This window comes from Mycolicibacterium vaccae NBRC 14118 = CIP 105934, from assembly GCF_001552715.1.
Classification (GTDB): domain Bacteria; phylum Actinomycetota; class Actinomycetes; order Mycobacteriales; family Mycobacteriaceae; genus Mycobacterium; species Mycobacterium vaccae.
Map to the genome: position 1 here is coordinate 24,706 of NZ_BCRS01000013.1, position 16,168 is coordinate 40,873.

A 16,168-nucleotide genomic window follows, 5' to 3' on the forward strand; every position below is an offset into this window, starting at 1 on the left:
TTCAACGTTTCTCCGACGAATCAGCCCAGCGATGCGGCGAACCCACCGACATCGCGCAGACTGGCCGCGAACACGTCGGGCATCGCACTACCGAACAGCAGGTCGCCACCGTGGCAGGTGCCCGACACCACCCGGCCGACGGCGGGCACCCCGGCCCGCAGCAACCGGCGGTAGTACTGCAGCCCCTCGTCGCGCAGCGGGTCCAGTTCGTTCACCGAAATCACATGTGGCGGAAGACCTCTGAGTTCCTCGTCGGTCGCCATCGACGCCCAGCATGTCGCGTCCTGCGAGTGCCGCCCGTCCGGGTCGTACAGCGATCCGAGCAACGCCAACTGCTCACGGCTGACGAAGTAGCCGTCGTTCTCGGTGAGCGAGGGAAGATCCTCGCAGTCCTGCAGCCACCGGTTCGAGATGAACGGGCACTGGGCGTAGAAACCCGAGATCTCGCCGAGCCAACCGTCCCGTTTCGCCTTGTGGGCCAACGTCAGTGTCAGATTGCCGCCACCGGACTCCCCCGACACCACCACATGACTGATGCCGAGATCTGCGCGGTGGCTGCTGACCCACCGTGCCGCGCTCGCGCAGTCGTCGAGACCGGCCGGGTACGGGTGCGGCCCCAGTTTGCCGCCGGAGTTGCGGAATTCGACGCCGACCACCACCACACCGGTCGCGGCGAGGTGCTCACGGAGCCGGACGTAGGCGAGGTCGGCCGCGCTGGCGATTGCCATGCCGCCACCGTGCAGATGCACGATGCCGGCCAGCGGTCCCGTGACGTCTGCCGGTCGGCTGATGTGCAGGGTGATGACGTTGCCGTCCGCCCCGGTGATCGTCGAGGTCGTGGTCGCCACCCCGGCGGGAGCAGGAAGTTCGGCGGCGAGCGTGTCGAACACCGCACCCATGCCCTGCTCGCTCATGGTGGCGTAGGCATGGCGCTGCTCGAGCGGCGAATCCACGGACAGCCCGCTCGACGGCAGCCGTCCGTCGAGGCCGAAGCGAGCGAAGGTAGCGACCATCCGCGGGTCCGAGCGCGGGTCAGTACCGAGCGTGGATTCGGGATCAGCGTGGCGGCCGAGGAGCATGCTCCGACGGTAATGCCTGCCCTGTGGATCGAGGGTGCGATATGTCCTCGGCGAGCGTGCGTGATGTCGTGGATTTTCGCGGCGTGTCGGCCGCAGACACGCACGCTCGCGGGAAGGGGTGAGTGGGGACGGGGTGAGGGAAGGGGCGCGGGGGTCAGGATTTGGTGGCGGCGTGCAGGGCGACGATGCCGCCGGTCAGGTTGCGCCAGCGCACATTCGACCAGCCGGCCGCCTCGATACGCTCGGCGAGCTCACGTTGGTCCGGCCAGGCCCGGATCGACTCCGCCAGATAGACGTACGCGTCCGGGTTGGACGACACCGCCGTGGCCATCGCCGGCAGCGCCTTCATCAGGTACTCCTTGTACACCGTCGAGAACAACCCGTTGGTCGGCGTGGAGAACTCGCACACCACCAGCCGGCCGCCCGGCTTGGTCACCCGGGCCATTTCCCGCAGGCCCGCCGAATGGTCGACGACGTTGCGCAGACCGAAGCTGATCGTCACCGCGTCGAACACCGAGTCGGCGAACGGCAGCCGCGTCGCGTCCCCGGCCACCTTCGGCACGTCGCGCGAAGCCCCCGCGGCCAGCATGCCGACGGAGAAGTCGGCGGCCACACACCACGCGCCCGAGGTGGCCAGCTCGACGGTGGACACCGCGGTCCCCGCGGCCAGATCCAGCACCTTGTCCGACCTACCGAGCCGCAACGCCTCCCGGGTGGCCCGCCGCCAGAACCGGTCCTGACCCAGCGAGAGCACCGTGTTGGTCAGGTCGTACCGGCGCGCGACCCCGTCGAACATCGACGCCACCTCATGGGGATTCTTCTCCAGCGACGCGCGGTTCACGCAGCCGAACGTATCAGGCACGCCGACGGCAACGAGCCGTGCGCTCGCCGCCTCAGGGAATGCTCAGCCCCCAGAGGGCATTGATCCCGCTATGACCGAAAAAGTCTGGTTCATCACCGGCACCTCCCGCGGCTTCGGCCGGGAATGGGCCATCGCGGCCCTCGAACGCGGCGACAAAGTGGCGGCCACCGCCCGCGACCTGTCCACCCTCGCCGACCTCACCACCAAATACGGTGACGCGCTGCTGCCCCTGCAGCTCGACGTCACCGACCGCGACGCGGACTTCGCCGCCGTCGCGCAGGCCCACGACCACTTCGGCCGGCTCGACATCGTCGTCAACAACGCCGGCTACGGCCAGTTCGGGTTCATCGAGGAACTCTCCGAGCAGGAGGCGCGCGACCAGCTTGAGACCAACGTCTTCGGCGCGCTGTGGATCACCCAGGCCGCGCTGCCCTATCTGCGGGCCCAGCGCAGCGGCCACATCGTCCAGGTGTCCTCGATCGGCGGCATCACCGCGTTCCCGAACGTCGGGATCTATCACGCGTCGAAGTGGGCGCTGGAGGGCTTCTCGCAGGCGCTGGCCCAGGAGGTCGCCGACTTCGGCGTGCACGTGACCCTGATCGAACCGGGCGGTTTCGACACCGACTGGGCCGGTTCGTCGGCCAGACACGCCACCGAGCTGCCCGACTACGCCGACGCGCACCGCAGATCGCGGGAACAGCGCGCGTCCCGCAACGCCGAGCCCGGCGACCCGCACGCCTCGGCCTCCGCGATCCTCAAGGTCGTCGACGCGTCGCCGCCGCCGCTGCGGGTGTTCTTCGGAAAGGCCCCGCTGCAGCTGGCCAGGGCCGACTACGAGAACCGGCTCGCCACCTGGGAGCAGTGGCAGCCGGTGTCGATCGAAGCCCAGGGCTGAGGTCCGCGGTGAGCCGTCGTCTGCGCTCCGCGCGCACCCCGTTCTACGGGGCCGCGCTCTCGGGTGCGGCCCTGCTGTCCTGCGGGGTGGCCGCGTCGATCACGGTGACCTGGGTGGCGGCGTCGGTCTACGTCGCCGCGGCGATCGCGGCCGGGATCGGTGTCGGCATCACGATGCGCGACTCCTCGTCCTAGCGACTCAGCTCGTCCCAGCCACTCAGCCGAATTCGAGGAGCGTGTAGGCACCGCGGAAGTTCTTGGTGAGCTTGAGCTGCCAGAACGCCGGGAACACCCGCTCGAAGACGACGCCTCGGCCGCGGGGCATCGGCAGGTCGTGCACGGCCCGGATGCCCGGCACCGTGCGCGCGAGATCGGCCAGTTGCCCCGCCGACAGGCTGAACGGCATCGGCGGCACGCGGTAGCGCGCCGACGAGCGCACCCCCTTCGGCGCGAACTTCTTCACCAGCACCGGTGGCAGGTCGAAGATCATCTGGCCACCGGGGAACCGGCGCGCGCACGCGCGGATCAGATCCATCGACTCCTCGGGCTGCAGGTACATCAGCAGGCCTTCGGCGGTGATGAACACCCCGTGAGTGGTGTCGACCGCGTCCATCCAGCTGTAGTCGAGCGCCGACTGGGCGAGGGTGGTGATGCGCGGCGACGACGGCAGCAACCGCTTGCGCAGCTCGATGATCGGCGGCAGATCCACGCTCAACCACCGGAACCTGGCATCGGGGATCGCGGCGTCGAGCCGCCAGAAGCTGGTCTGCAGACCCTCGGCCAGCGCGACGACGGTGGCCTCCGGATGCGCGGTCAGATACCTGGTCGCGGCCCGGTCGAACGCCAGCGACCGCAGCGCCATCTCCTGGCCTTTGCGGCGGCCGAACTTGTCGAAGTCGAAGTCGATCGCGTCGGCCAGCTTGATCGCCATCGGGTCGTCGATGATGGCCTGCGGGTGCCCGGCCTGATAGGCCCGTCCGTTCAGGGTCAACAGCGCCGTCTCCGAGACTCCGGCCAGTGCGCTGGCATCGATCTTGCCGTCGGGATTCACACCGACAAACTTACCCGCGACCGGCGTCAGACCAGGTAGATGGCGAAAACGGAGACGAACAGCGCGCCCAGCCAGACGTCGGCGGAGGCCTTGAGCCAGCGGGGAGCGGTACGCACCTCCATGAAGTTCCAGAGGATCAGCCGCACCTTGACCAGCGTGAGCACCAGCACCAGCGCGGTGATCGCGGTGCTCGCGTGCACGGTCCCGGTGAAATGAGCCGGCGCCAACCACCACGATCCGACGGTGATCGCGGTGAGCACCGCCCACGTCCAGGTCATCAGGCGGGTGGCGTTGTGCCGGATCCCGGTCGCGTCGGTCATGGTCACCTCATCACGTAGAGCAGGCCGAAGATGATCACCCAGAGCAGATCGACCATGTGCCAGTACACCGCGCCGGTCTCGACCATCGATGTCCTGCGGCGGAACGGGTTACGCAGTTCCCGCACCAGCACCCCGAGCACGATCAGCCCGATCAGCACATGGAGCAGGTGCACGCCGGTGAGCACGTAGTAGAACGCGAAGAACATCTCGGCGTTGGTGTGGCCCGCGGCGATCTTGCTGTACCACTCGTAGCCCTTGAGCACGATGAACAGCACTCCGAGAGAACCTGCGCCGTAGATGAACCTGACGGCCTGGTCGGGCCGGCCGCTGCGCGCCGACAACACGCCGCGGGCGATGAACCACGAACTGGTCAGCAGGACCACGGTGTTCAGCACGCCGATGTCGATGTCCAGATGCTGCTGCGCGGCCAGGAACTCGTCTGGGTTCATGGTGCGGTAGACCATGAAGACCACGAAGTAGCCGGAGAAGATGACGAGGTCGCCGAGGACCATCACCCACATGTGCACGTCGCCGGGCAGGCGTCCGGCCGGCGACGGGGTCGCAGGCTTCGTCGTCGATACCGATTCCGATGGTGTCACAGCGGCTCTCAGTCCAGTCCCGGTGAATCGACGGGTTCGCTCATGGTGGCCTTGCGCAGCAGCACGATCAGCGCGCCGAGCCAGACGCTGAACACCACCACCGCCAACCAGAACGCCACGGACCCGTTCCAGGCGAACGGCCCGGAGTAGGCGACGAACATCTGCGTCGCGATGACTTCGGTGACGATCTGCCAGACACTCACGTAGGCAAACCATTTCGGGAAGATCTCGTTCTTGTCGTACAGGATCGCGATCGCGAACACCAGGTAGGCCACCGAGAAGCAGCCGAGCGACCCGTTGTAGGACAGCATGCCGAGGTCGTAGAGCATGCCGACCACCTGGGGGTCGCGGTCGGGCCGCAGCGCGGCCGTCAGGAAGCACACCGCGACCAGCAAGAAGCCGGGCAGCGCGCCCACCCCCATGCCGCCGAGGTAACCGTAGGCGAACACCTTGCCGACCGACATCCGCATCATGTGGTAGGCGACAAAGCCGTTGGTCACCGCGGCGCCGCCGAGCAGCACCAGCAGCAGGGTGAACCCGATCTGGATCGTCAGACCGTTGTCGACGAAGAACGCGACCTTGCCGGCGTCGGTGACATCGGGGCGCGGAGGCGGGGTGACCCGGGCCAGCACGCAGATGATGATGCCGAAGACCGCATACCAGGCCGGAAAGAACCAGCACACCAGGCGCACATCGGGTTTGCCGCCGGGTGCGGCACCGTCGGTGGTCCGCGCAGGCGCCAGCAGGCTCACTGCGTGACACCCTCGTCGCGTGCCTGGGCGAGCACCGCGCGGCGCAACACGAAGAACATGACGACGACGAACACCGCGAACGCGCCGTTGCGCAGCCAGAACGACAGCAGACCGTCCCAGGCCAACGGTCCGCTCGTCACCACCGCAGCCGCCGCGGCCGGCACCATCGCGATCCCGGTCGCCAGCGAGTAGTGGCCCACCCAGCGCGGGAAGACCGGATCGGGCCCACCGTCGAAGTAGACCGCGAGGGCGAGCAGCACGAACTGGGTGACGACCATGCCGACCGGGGCGATGAACACGATCCACGCCAGGTCGTTGAGCACCATGATCAGCTCGGGATTGCGGGTCGGCCGGAACGCCGCGACCAGGAAGAAGATGTTCGACAGCGCGAAAGTGGTTGCGCCGCTGACGACTGCGGTCAGGTAACAGTAGGCGAAGACGTGGCTCTGGGTCTTCATGCGTTTCATCTGCGCGACGATGACCATGAAGAACGGCAGGATCATGATGCCGCACAGGTTGAACGTCACCTGGCTGAACCGGATCCACGCGGTGTGGTCGGCGTAGAACCCGGCCACCTGCTCGGCCGACCACAGCGGCGACATCGGCGGCCGGAATCCGGGGAAGGCCAGGAACGCGATCAGCAGGACCACCCCGACCACGGGCCCGGTCCACAGACTGACCCACTGCGCCTTGATGTTGCCCGCCTTCGGCAGGTCTTGCACCTGCTCCAGGATCTGCACCATTACCTCCATAAGTGACCACAGTCAGGTGAATCTCGAGCCGGATGCGATGTCACCAGATCGCGAAAGTGTCGCACTGCCTTGCATGGACGCTAGCGGCTGCCGGACCGTAAGGGAAGAACGATTTCTGATTTGAGTCAGTTAACTGGACGGTCGAGGGTACCGTGTGGGGCGTGCTGAAGACGGACAGGCCCGGGCGCGGCAGGAAGGGCCTGCAGACGCGCGAACGACTTCTCGGCGCGGCGATCGCGGAGTTCAAGCGCGGCGGGATGGCCGCAGCCGACATCGGGGCCATCGTGTCGGCGGCCGGGGTCGCACACGGCACCTTCTTCTTCCACTTCCCGACCAAAGAGCACGCCCTGATCGAACTGGAGGACCGTGAGCAGGACCGCATCGCCACGGAGCTGACCCGGCGCTACCGGCACCCGCACGACGTCCGGACCACCTTCGCCGAGGCCGTCGGCGCACTCGAGCGCCTCGAAGCGAGGCTGGGCAACCGTCTGTTCAAAGACTTTCTCGCGCTGCACTTCTCCACCAGCCGATCGCCGTCCGAGACGTGGACCAGTCACCCCGCGATCGTCGCGGTGGTCGAGGATCTGCAGCGCGCCCAGCACCGCGGTGAGATCGCCGCGGAAGTCGACGTGATGCTCAACGGGGTGTCGTTCCTGGCCGGCCTCTACGCACTGATGATCACGCTTCCCGACGTCCCCGACATCCGCCGCCCCGTCCTCGACGAGTACCTGACCACCTACACGTACGGGCTGTGCACGAGATGACCCGCCGTCACGCGGCGCGCAGGCTCCGGACACCCGCGACGGCCTCGTAGTGCCCGACCAGTTCCTCGCAGATCACCGGCCAGGTGCGGCCCAGCACGCTCCTGCGCGCGGCCACCGAGTAGCGGCGACGTTCGGCGATCAGGTGGTCGACCGACTCCGGGAGCCGCTCCTCGAACTCGGCGACCGGCAGCAGCAGCCCGGTGCGGTACGGGGCCACCAGATCCCGCGGGCCACCGGCGTCGGGCGCGACGACCGGCAGACCCGAGGCCATCGCCTCCTGGACCGCCTGACAGAACGTCTCGTGCTCCCCGGGGTGGACGAACACATCCATACCGGCGTACGCGGCCGCCAGCTCCCGCCCGTACAACGCTCCGGTGAAAACCGCTCGCGGCAGCGCTGATTCGAGCTTCGCACGGTCGACCCCGTCGCCGACCACCACCAGCTGGAGATCGTCGCGCGCGTGCAGCGGGGCCAGGCGCTCGACATGCTTCTCCGGGGCCAGCCTGCCGACGAACCCGACGATCGGCTTCCCGTCCGGCGACCAGGACCGGCGCAGCCGCTCGTCACGCGTCGACGGCGCGAACCCCGTCACGTCCACCCCCCGCGCCCACCGGTGGACCCGCGGGACGCGGTGCACAGCAAGGCTTTCCATCGCCGCGGTGGACGGAGCCAGCGTGCGGTCGGCCTTGGCGTGCAGCCGACGGGTCCAGGCCCATGACGCCTGCGCGAGCACCCCGACACCGTAACTCTGCGCGAACCCCGCGACATCGGTCTGGAACACCGCCACCGTCGGGATGCCGAGCCGGCGCGCCGCGTGCACGCCGCCCCACCCGAGCAGCGCCGGTGAGGCCAGGTGCACGACATCCGGGCCGAAGCCCCGCAGCACCCCGACCATCCGCGGCCGCGGCACACCCAGCGGCAGCGAGGTGACCGCGGGGAACATCATCGCCGGCACCCGGTGCACCCGAACGCCGTCGTGCACCCTGTCGGCGGGCGGCTGACCACGCGGCGTGTCCGGGGCGATCACCAGGACCTCGTGGCCCGTGCGACGCAGATGTTCGATCACGCGGAGCACCGAGTTGGTGACCCCGTTGACATTGGGCAGGAACGATTCGGCGACGATGGCAACGCGCACCCCCAGACCGTGACATCGCCACCTGACGGCGGGGTTGCGGCCAGGAAGATGTCACACGAATTGCCGGTGCGCGGGCAAAAGCCAGCCCCGGGCCGGGATCGCGACAAGGATGGAGTCATGCACTGGATTCGCCCCCTGGCCGTGCTCGGCACGTTCGGGTTGCTGACGACCGCGCTCGGATGCACCACCGAGGTCAGCGGACAGGCCCGGATGGACGCGGCCGCGGCGCCACTGGCGCTCACCGAGGACGGCTTCGGCATCGTCGCGGGCTTCGACGACGCGCCCGCCAAGATCGAGATCTTCACCGAACCGCAGTGCATGCACTGCGGCGACCTGCAGTTCAACTACGGCGACCAGCTGGCCTACCACATCACCGTCGGGGCGCTGCAGGTCACGTACCGGCCGCTGACCTTCCTCGACCAGACCTACGACGGCTACTCCGCCGACGTCGCCAACGCGATGTTCCTGGCCGCCGACGCCGTCGACAACTCCGCGGCCACCGGTACCCAGCTCCAGCGCTTCGTGCACGAACTGTGGGTGAACCAGCAACCCGGTGGGCCGTCGTTCACCGCCGACGAACTGCGTGGCATGGCCGCCGACGCCGGTATCCCCCACGCCGTCACCGACCACATCGTCGCGGGCGGCGAGGCCGTCGACATCGTCGAGATGGACGACACCAACTTTGATCTGCTCTTCGACATCGACCGCGTCGACACCGGCACCCCGACGGTGTTCGACCTCAACGCCGAGGAAAAGCTCGACATCTACGACGTCGACTGGCTGACCGAACTGGTCGCTTCGTAGCCGGACTCGCGGCGCTTGCCGCGGCGCTCGATGAGCACGGTGGCGCCCAGCGCGGCGCCCGCGATCAGCCAGCCGACCACCGCGATCGACCCCGCCGGGATGATCGCCAGCCCGGCGTTGCGGTGCTGCACCCGCACCAGATCCGGGTCGTTGACGTCGTATTCGACGTAGATCCGCATCCCGTTCTCCAGCTTGGACGGGTACAGCACGCCGAGCTCCGGCCGGTAGGTGATCCGGTCCGGGGTGACGAACTCGATCGTCGAGCGACGCTCGCCGGCGTCGAGCACGGTGGCCTCGGCGACGCCGAGATTGCGTTCGATCTGGCGGTCGTTGCGCCATGCGCCGAACACCAGCAGCACCGACTGCAGCGTCACCAGACACGCGACGACGACGATGCCGATCCTGACCCGACGCAGCACCCGCGCCCCACGCGTCTCCCCGGGGTCACCGTTCAGGTAGGGAAACACGAACTGCCACACCGCCTTGAGGCGCTGCCGGAACGCACTCACAGCAGGGCAGCCCTGATCGAGGCGTGCAACGCCCGCAGCGAGGACCTGTCCGCCTTGACCTCAAGCACCCGCATGCCGTCGAAGTCCTCGTCCAGCGCGGCGGCCAGCTCACCGGTCTCGATCTGCCGGCTCTCGACGTGATAGGCGCGGCACAGCGCGCCGACGTCGACGTCGTGCGGGGTGCCGAAGATGCGCGAGGACACGTCGGAGAACCGCGGGTCGCCCTGCTCGAGCAGTTCGAAGATGCCGCCGCCGTTGTCGTTGGACACCACGATCGTCAGATTGCGCGGCGCGGGTTCCGTCGGCCCGATCAGCAGACCCGAGCTGTCGTGCACGAACGTGAGGTCGCCGATCAGCGCGACCGTGCGGCCACCGCTGCGTTCATGGGCGAGCGCGGCCCCGATCGCGGTGGACACCGTGCCGTCGATGCCCGCCACCCCGCGGTTCGAGCGCACCTTGACCTCGGCGGTGTTGAAACCGACCAGCGCGATGTCGCGCACCGGGTTCGACGCGCCGAGCACCAACTGGTCACCGGGGCGCAGCGCGTCGGCGACCGCGGCGGCCACGTGCAGGCCCGTCGTCAGCGGGTGCGCGGCGAGCTGACCGCGCACCGCGTCCATCGCGTGCCGGTTCGCCTCGGCGCACCGGCGCAACCAGTCCGGGGACGGCTCCCCGGAGGTGATCGCGCGGGTGCCGGTGGCCTGCGAGTTACCCGAGACGTCGGGCCAGCGCGGGCCGGTGGTGAGCGCGAAGACCGGGACCGCCGAGTCGGCGAGCAGCGACGAGACCGGGCGGTGCAACGTCGGCCGGCCCAGCATGATCACCTGCTTGGGACGGATCAGCTTGAGCGCCAACGGATGCAGCGGAGTCTGCGCGTACGGCGCCGTCGGCTCGGCCACGGTCGGCAGATGCGCCAGGTTCGGGTGCACGCCGGCGCCGTGCCCGGCGATGACCACGGTGTCCGGGGTGAGGTCGATGTCCAGCGGCTGGTCGAACGTCACCGGCGGGGTGTAGGTCCACGGCCTGCCGTCGGGGCGCCCGTCCGGGGCGTAGGGCACCGCGGGATCCTGCACGCCGGGCACCAGCGGCTCGCGCAGCGGGATGTCGAACTGCACCGGACCTGCGTTCGCCGAACGGGAACCCTTGGCGGCCACCACAACCCGGCAGGTCGCCGAGCGCCACTGGGCGTTGAGCGAGGTGAGGTCGGCCGCCCCGCCGGTCTTTTCGGGGGCCAGTCCGAGGCTGATGTTGGCGCGCACCTGCGTGCCGAAGTAACCCAGTTGCTCGAAGGTCTGGTTGGCTCCGGTGCCGAGCAGTTCGTAGGGGCGGTTCGCCGACAGGACGACCAGCGGGACCCGGGCGTAGTTCGCCTCCACGACCGCGGGACCGAGGTTGGCGACCGCGGTGCCCGACGTCATCGCCACACAGACCGGTGACCGCTCGGCCACCGCGAGCCCGATCGCCAGGAAGCCCGCGGTGCGCTCGTCGATGCGCACGTGCAGCCGCAACCGGCCTGCCTGGTCGGCGTCGTGCAGCGCGAAAGCCAGCGGCGCGTTGCGTGATCCCGGGCACAGCACGACGTCGCGGACGCCGCCGCGAATCAGTTCGTCGACGACCACCCGGGCCTGCGCCGTCGAGGGGTTCATCCCTACAGCGTATCGGCGAAGAAATTGAGGATCGCGGTGTTGACGACCTGCGGCTTCTCGATGAAGCCGAGGTGGCCCGTGCCCGGGATCTCCAGGAATCGGCCGTTGGGCAGCGCGTTGGCGACCTCCCGGCCCAGATACGACGGCAGCACCACGTCGTCGGCGAACCCGATCACCAGGGCCGGGGTGGTGACGTTCTGGTAGGCCGCCAGCCGGCTGCCCTGCGGGGCGATGTCCAGCTGGGTCCGCATGCCCGGCGTCGGCTTCTGCGGCCACATGGTGAACATGTCGATCCAGTCCCGCACGGCGTTGTCGTCGTTCAGGGTCTTCGGTGAGAAGCTCTCCAGCAGACGCACTTTCGCCTCGAACTCGACCGGGAGCTGGACACCCGATTCGGCCAGGGCGCGTTCGCCCTGCCAGAAGAAGTCGCGGGTGCGGTCGTGGCGTCCGCGGGTCGCCATCAGCACCGCGGAGCGGACCAGCTCGGGGCGGGCCACCATCAGTTCCTGGGCGATGTAGGAGCCCATCGAGACCCCGACGATGCGGACCGGCGCGATGCCCAGCTGCTCGATCAGCGCGGCGGTGTCGCCGACCATCGTCTCGGTGGTGAACCCCGACGCATTCTCGGTGGCGCCCACGCCGCGATTGTCGAACGTCACACAGCGGTAACCGGCACGGCTGAAGACGGGCACCTGGTGCAGGTGCCAGGTCCGCCCGGCCCCGCCCCGACCGGCGATGAACAGCACCGGCTCCCCCGAGCCGCGTTCGTCGAAAGCTAAATTCACCCCGCCGACGCTACTGGAGCGAATCGGGCGCGCTGACGCGCCCTGAGTGTCGCCTTCCGCGCCGGATTCGCTTGAGCGCGGCGTCCCAGAGCAGGCCGGTCGAGGCCGCCAGCGCCGCCGAGGTGGCCATCTCCCTGCCCATCAGCGCGGTCGCCAGCGCCTTGGTCGACGCCGATGCCTTCGACATGTGCCCGGAGTCGAACGGCGGCTGCGGGTCGTACTCAATCGCGAGCTGGATGGCCCTGGCCCGGGCTTCCCCGGCGATGCGCGCCGCCAGCCAGAGCCCCAGGTCGATACCGGCCGACACCCCGGCCGCGGTCACGGTCCTGTCGTCGGCGACCACGATGCGCTGGTCGCCCACCGGCTGCGCGCCCAGGGTCTTGAGCACCGGCAGCGCCGCCCAGTGCGACGTGGCCCGCTTGCCGTCGAGCAGGCCCGCGGCGGCCAGTATCACCGATCCCGAGCACACCGACGTCGTCCACGTCGAACTCTGGTGTGCGCGGCGCAGCCAGTCGAGCACCTTCTCGTCGCGGGCGTGCTCCATCGTCGCGAACCCGCCGGGGACCAGGATGATGTCCGGGGCCGGGGTCTCGTCGAAGGAGTGGGTGGCCCCGATGAGCAGCACGTGCGAATCGGCGGCGATCGGGCCCGGCTCGTGCCACACGAACCGCACCTCGGCTTCAGGCAGCCAGCGCAGGCTCTCGTAGGGTCCGATGAAGTCCAGGGCGGTGAACCCCGGATACAGCATGATGGCGACCTGCACGGTGGGCTCCCTCTGCGCTCGGGCGGATGCCCCCAGTCTCGGCGGCGCCGGCCGCTCCGTCCAGGGCATTCGTCCTGCAGATCAGGGCAGCAGCGGGTAGCACTCGCGCACGCGGTCGATCCACCACTGCCTGCGGTCCGGCGGTGCCGCCAGCGCGGCGAGCCGGTCGGGATCGGGCCGGACCGGCGCGGCGGGCAGACATCCGTCGACGGGGACGACCGGTTCGGCGACGTCGTCAATGAACAGTCCGCCGGTGCCGAGGCCGCAGGCATGTCCGAGCGCCGGCAGGCAGCCCGCGGCGACCAGTCCGGCACCGATGCCGACCGCGGAGTCCAGCGCGCTGGAGACCACGACCGGGATGTCGATCTGCGCGGCGATCCGCAGCATCGCGTGCACTCCGCCCAGCGGGGCCACCTTGAGCACCGCGACGTCGGCGGCGCCGCTGCGCACCACGTGCAGAGGGTCGTCGGCCTTGCGGATGCTCTCGTCGGCGGCGACGGGCACCTCGACCCGCCGGCGCACCTCGGCCAGTTCGGCCACGGTGCGGCAGGGCTGCTCGAGGTATTCGAGCGGGCCGTCGGCGGTCAGCGCCCGCGCCGCGGCGACGGCCTGCTCGACGGTCCACCCGCCGTTGGCGTCCACCCGCACGGTGTCCATCGCCGCGCGCACGGCGTCGACCCGCGCGACGTCGTCGGCGAGGGTCTGGCCGGGTTCGGCCACCTTCACCTTGGCGGTGCGGGCGCCGGGGAACCGCGCGAGCACCGCGGGGACCTCGTCGGGCGTGACGGCGGGCACCGTCGCGTTGATCGGAATGCGTGTGCGCACGACCTCGGGCAGCGGCCGGTAGGCCGCCTCCACCCCGGCGGCCAGCCAGTGGGCGGCCTCGGCAGGGCGGTACTCGACGAACGCCCCGAACTCGCCCCAGCCCGCGGGGCCGTCGATCAGCGCGACTTCACGCGTCGTGATGCCGCGGAAGCGCACCCGCATCGGCAACGCCACCACGTGTAGCCGGTCCAGGATGTCGGCGAGGTCCACCACCGACTCATCGTGCCTCAGCGGCCGGAGCGCTCCAGCACCGGCGGCCGCGGGTCGGCGTCGTCCCGCGCAGCGGCGCCCGACGGCAACATCTGGAGGCCGACGACCGCGACGATGATCCCGCCGAGGAACACCAGCTTGCCGAGCGAGACGGCCTCGACGCCGGTGACCATCGCGTAGCCGACGGTCAGCGCGGCACCCAGACCTGTCCACACCGCGTACGCCGTGCCGATCGGGATGTGCTTGGCCGCCCAGCCGAGGCCGATGATGCTGGCCAGCGCCGCCACCGCGAACACCGCGGTGGGCACCGGTTCCCGCAGCCCGTCGCTCGCACCGAGCGCGGTCGCCCACACGGCTTCCAGCACTGCGCTGAGAATCAGGATCGCCCACGGCATGTCAGCTCACCGCCTTGAGCCCGACGACGCTTCCGACGAGCACGGCGAGGAAGACCACCCGCGCGGTGGAGGCCGTCTCCTTTTTCGTCGCGATCGCCCACAGCACCGTCAGCGTGGCACCGATGCCGACCCAGACGGCGTACGCCGTGCCCGTCGGCAACGACTTCATCGCATACGCGAGGCCGACCAGGCTCGCGGGCATCGCGAGGACGATGACCAGCAACGGCCGCCACCGCCGGAAACTGTTCGACGTGCCGAGTGCCGTCGCCCAGACGGCCTCGAGGAATCCACTGATCACCAGAATCAGCCAGGCCACAAGACACTCCTCAATGAGTCAGTCTTGTCGCTGCGGGTACTGCTCCCTCGTCCGCCAGCTCCCAGGATCGGGTGCTGCACCAGCCAGGTTACCCAAGTGTTGCGGTCCGGTCATGTCCCGGAAACAACCGGCTACACGGTGGCGCGGTCGCGGCCCTCCCAGTGCGGCTTACGCAGCTCCTTCTTCAGGATCTTGCCGGTCGGGTTGCGGGGCAGGTCCTCGGCGATGTCGACGCTCTTCGGGCACTTGTAGGCGGCCAGCCGTGCACGCGCGAACGCGATCAGGTCCGCTTCCGAGGCGTCCCCGTCGAGCACCACGACCGCCTTGACCACCTCGCCCCACTTCTCGTCGGGCACCCCGATCACCGCGACCTCGGCGACGGCCTCGTGCTCGGCCAGCACCCGCTCCACCTCGATGGAGTAGATGTTCTCCCCGCCGGAGATGATCATGTCCTTGAGCCGGTCCTCGACGAAGATGTAGCCGCCCTCGTCGACACGGCCGACGTCGCCGGAGCGGAACCAGCCGTCAGCGGTGATCGCCTCGGCCGTGGCCTCGGGCTTGTTGTGGTAGCCCTTCATCAATTGCGGTGAGCGGAACCACAATTCGCCCTGTTCGCCCGCCGGGACGTCCTTGCACGTGTCCGGGTCGACCACCCGGACCTCGGCGTTGGGCACCAGCGTGCCCGCGCTGGACAGCCGCTCCTCCTTGCCGGGGTCGCGGTGCGCCTCGGGCAGCAGGTGGCTGACGACGCCGCACAGTTCGGTCAGCCCGTAGGCCTGCATGAAATCGGTGTCCGGCCAGGCCTGCAACGCCTGACGCAGCAGCGGCAGCGGCATCGGGGACGCGCCGTAGGCGAACGTCTTGAGCGAGGCGAACAGCTTGACCGCGTCCTCGCCCGCGTCGAGCACCTTGGCCAGCACCGCCGGCACCAGAAACGTGCGGTTGGCGCCCTTGAGGATGGCCCCGGCCAGGGTCATCCCGTCGACGTCGCGGGTCATCACGCTCGGGAAGCCGTCGTGAATCCCGAACTGCACGTAGGACGATCCGCCGACGTGGAACAGTGGCATCGCCACCATGTTCTTGTCGCCCTCGTCGAACTCGAATCCCTCGTGGGCGTTGACGGTGTGGGCGATCAGGTTGGCCTGGGTGAGCTCGACACCCTTCGGCCTGCCGGTGGTCCCGGACGAGTACATGATCACGCACACGTCGCCGGGGTCGACGTCGTCGGACCGTTCCACGGGCGTGGCCGCGTCCAGCATCGCCTCGTACTCGTCGCCGCCTTCGGGTTTGACGGAGATGACGTGCTCGATGCCGGCGAGCCGGTCGCGGATACCGTCGATCGCGTCCCGGAACTCCTCGCCAACGATGAGCAGCGTGGCACCCGAATCGTTGAGCACGTAGTCGAGTTCGTCGGCGGCCAGCCGGTAGTTGATGATCGCGTTGGCCGCGCCGAGCGACGCCGCGGCCAGGGTCAGCTCGACGCAGGCGGGATGGTTCTTGTCGAGGAAGGACACCACGTCGCCGCGCGCGACGCCGCGCTCCCGAAGCGCCCCGGCGAGCCTGCGCACCCGGTCATTCCACTGCGACCACGTCCACGACCGGTCGAGGTAGTCCATGGCTTCGGCGTCGGGGGTCGCGCTCGCCCAGTGGGCCAGGCGCTCGTCGAGGAATCGAGGTTCGGGCAGATCGGCCATGGCCAGAAGCGTG

20 protein-coding genes and 1 riboswitch are annotated in these 16,168 nt (G+C 69.3%); of the genes, 4 read left to right on the forward strand and 16 right to left on the reverse strand.

The genetic code is table 11. The features are described from left to right. Window positions 1-20: 20 nt before the first annotated feature. Together MVA01S_RS04455 and MVA01S_RS04460 are read right to left on the reverse strand one after the other, a co-directional pair. Window positions 21-1,079, reverse strand: a complete 1,059-nt coding sequence (locus MVA01S_RS04455) for an alpha/beta hydrolase fold domain-containing protein (RefSeq protein ID WP_003932634.1) — start codon at window positions 1,077-1,079, stop codon at window positions 21-23. 154 nt (window positions 1,080-1,233) lie between these two features. Next, window positions 1,234-1,920, reverse strand: a complete 687-nt coding sequence (locus MVA01S_RS04460; protein ID WP_003932635.1) for a demethylmenaquinone methyltransferase — start codon at window positions 1,918-1,920, stop codon at window positions 1,234-1,236. A gap of 91 nt (window positions 1,921-2,011) precedes the next feature. On the opposite strand from MVA01S_RS04460, the gene MVA01S_RS04465 reads away from it, so the two are divergent. Next, on the forward strand, window positions 2,012-2,836 hold the full coding sequence (locus MVA01S_RS04465; RefSeq protein ID WP_003932636.1) for an SDR family oxidoreductase: 825 nt from the start codon (window positions 2,012-2,014) through the stop codon (window positions 2,834-2,836). A gap of 8 nt (window positions 2,837-2,844) precedes the next feature. After that, entirely contained in the window at window positions 2,845-3,030 is a 186-nt protein-coding gene (locus tag MVA01S_RS04470) for a hypothetical protein (protein WP_003932637.1), read from the forward strand. A gap of 22 nt (window positions 3,031-3,052) precedes the next feature. Here MVA01S_RS04470 and MVA01S_RS04475 read toward each other — a convergent pair whose 3' ends face one another. The 5 genes from MVA01S_RS04475 to MVA01S_RS04495 all read right to left on the reverse strand — a co-directional run bounded on the left by MVA01S_RS04475 (window position 3,053) and on the right by MVA01S_RS04495 (window position 6,297). Next, window positions 3,053-3,886: a class I SAM-dependent methyltransferase gene (locus MVA01S_RS04475; RefSeq protein WP_003932638.1), complete on the reverse strand. Its 834-nt coding sequence runs from the start codon at window positions 3,884-3,886 to the stop codon at window positions 3,053-3,055. Window positions 3,887-3,912: 26 nt separating this feature from the next. Next, on the reverse strand, window positions 3,913-4,206 hold the full coding sequence (locus MVA01S_RS04480) for a cytochrome C oxidase subunit IV family protein (RefSeq protein WP_003932639.1): 294 nt from the start codon (window positions 4,204-4,206) through the stop codon (window positions 3,913-3,915). Between the two features lie 2 nt (window positions 4,207-4,208). Beyond that, window positions 4,209-4,727, reverse strand: coding sequence for a cytochrome c oxidase subunit 3 (locus tag MVA01S_RS04485; protein ID WP_003932640.1), 519 nt, complete (start codon window positions 4,725-4,727; stop codon window positions 4,209-4,211). Between the two features lie 86 nt (window positions 4,728-4,813). Continuing rightward, the gene (locus MVA01S_RS04490) at window positions 4,814-5,557 is read right to left on the reverse strand and encodes a hypothetical protein (protein WP_003932641.1); all 744 of its coding nucleotides are present in this window, start codon (window positions 5,555-5,557) and stop codon (window positions 4,814-4,816) included. Further along, entirely contained in the window at window positions 5,554-6,297 is a 744-nt protein-coding gene (locus MVA01S_RS04495; RefSeq protein WP_040542775.1) for a hypothetical protein, read from the reverse strand. The genes MVA01S_RS04490 and MVA01S_RS04495 overlap by 4 nt, the downstream gene beginning before the upstream one ends. Before the next feature lie 173 nt (window positions 6,298-6,470). On the opposite strand from MVA01S_RS04495, the gene MVA01S_RS04500 reads away from it, so the two are divergent. Then, window positions 6,471-7,073, forward strand: a complete 603-nt coding sequence (locus MVA01S_RS04500; RefSeq protein WP_003932643.1) for a TetR family transcriptional regulator — start codon at window positions 6,471-6,473, stop codon at window positions 7,071-7,073. A gap of 7 nt (window positions 7,074-7,080) precedes the next feature. Here the strand turns inward: MVA01S_RS04500 and MVA01S_RS04505 are convergent, their stop codons facing one another. Continuing rightward, window positions 7,081-8,208 carry a glycosyltransferase family 4 protein gene (locus MVA01S_RS04505; RefSeq protein ID WP_003932644.1) on the reverse strand — a complete coding sequence of 376 codons (1,128 nt, stop codon included), beginning with the start codon at window positions 8,206-8,208 and terminating at the stop codon, window positions 7,081-7,083. Window positions 8,209-8,325: 117 nt separating this feature from the next. On the opposite strand from MVA01S_RS04505, the gene MVA01S_RS04510 reads away from it, so the two are divergent. Beyond that, complete coding sequence (locus MVA01S_RS04510; RefSeq protein ID WP_003932645.1) at window positions 8,326-9,012, forward strand: DsbA family protein; 687 nt, start codon at window positions 8,326-8,328, stop codon at window positions 9,010-9,012. Here the strand turns inward: MVA01S_RS04510 and MVA01S_RS04515 are convergent. From MVA01S_RS04515 to MVA01S_RS04550, 8 genes are all read right to left on the reverse strand, one after another. Next, window positions 8,973-9,521 (reverse strand): DUF3592 domain-containing protein, encoded by a 549-nt coding sequence (locus MVA01S_RS04515; RefSeq protein ID WP_003932646.1) that lies wholly within the window; start codon window positions 9,519-9,521, stop codon window positions 8,973-8,975. The two genes, MVA01S_RS04510 and MVA01S_RS04515, sit on opposite strands and share 40 nt — an antisense overlap. Further along, window positions 9,518-11,167, reverse strand: coding sequence for a 2-succinyl-5-enolpyruvyl-6-hydroxy-3-cyclohexene-1-carboxylic-acid synthase (gene menD, locus MVA01S_RS04520; protein ID WP_003932647.1), 1,650 nt, complete (start codon window positions 11,165-11,167; stop codon window positions 9,518-9,520). Before menD ends, MVA01S_RS04515 begins: the two co-directional genes overlap by 4 nt. Before the next feature lie 2 nt (window positions 11,168-11,169). Beyond that, window positions 11,170-11,952: an alpha/beta fold hydrolase gene (locus tag MVA01S_RS04525; RefSeq protein WP_040542651.1), complete on the reverse strand. Its 783-nt coding sequence runs from the start codon at window positions 11,950-11,952 to the stop codon at window positions 11,170-11,172. Between the two features lie 10 nt (window positions 11,953-11,962). Then, entirely contained in the window at window positions 11,963-12,715 is a 753-nt protein-coding gene (locus MVA01S_RS04530; protein WP_003932649.1) for a DJ-1/PfpI family protein, read from the reverse strand. 81 nt (window positions 12,716-12,796) lie between these two features. Further along, window positions 12,797-13,753: an o-succinylbenzoate synthase gene (locus tag MVA01S_RS04535; protein ID WP_003932650.1), complete on the reverse strand. Its 957-nt coding sequence runs from the start codon at window positions 13,751-13,753 to the stop codon at window positions 12,797-12,799. A gap of 14 nt (window positions 13,754-13,767) precedes the next feature. Next, window positions 13,768-14,145, reverse strand: coding sequence for a DMT family transporter (locus tag MVA01S_RS04540; protein WP_003932651.1), 378 nt, complete (start codon window positions 14,143-14,145; stop codon window positions 13,768-13,770). Between the two features lies 1 nt (window position 14,146). Then, window positions 14,147-14,461: a DMT family transporter gene (locus MVA01S_RS04545; protein WP_003932652.1), complete on the reverse strand. Its 315-nt coding sequence runs from the start codon at window positions 14,459-14,461 to the stop codon at window positions 14,147-14,149. Window positions 14,462-14,473: 12 nt separating this feature from the next. Further along, a riboswitch (guanidine-III (ykkC-III) riboswitch) is annotated at window positions 14,474-14,541 on the reverse strand. 51 nt (window positions 14,542-14,592) lie between these two features. Beyond that, the gene (locus tag MVA01S_RS04550) at window positions 14,593-16,155 is read right to left on the reverse strand and encodes a long-chain-fatty-acid--CoA ligase (RefSeq protein ID WP_003932653.1); all 1,563 of its coding nucleotides are present in this window, start codon (window positions 16,153-16,155) and stop codon (window positions 14,593-14,595) included. Window positions 16,156-16,168 lie beyond the last annotated feature (13 nt).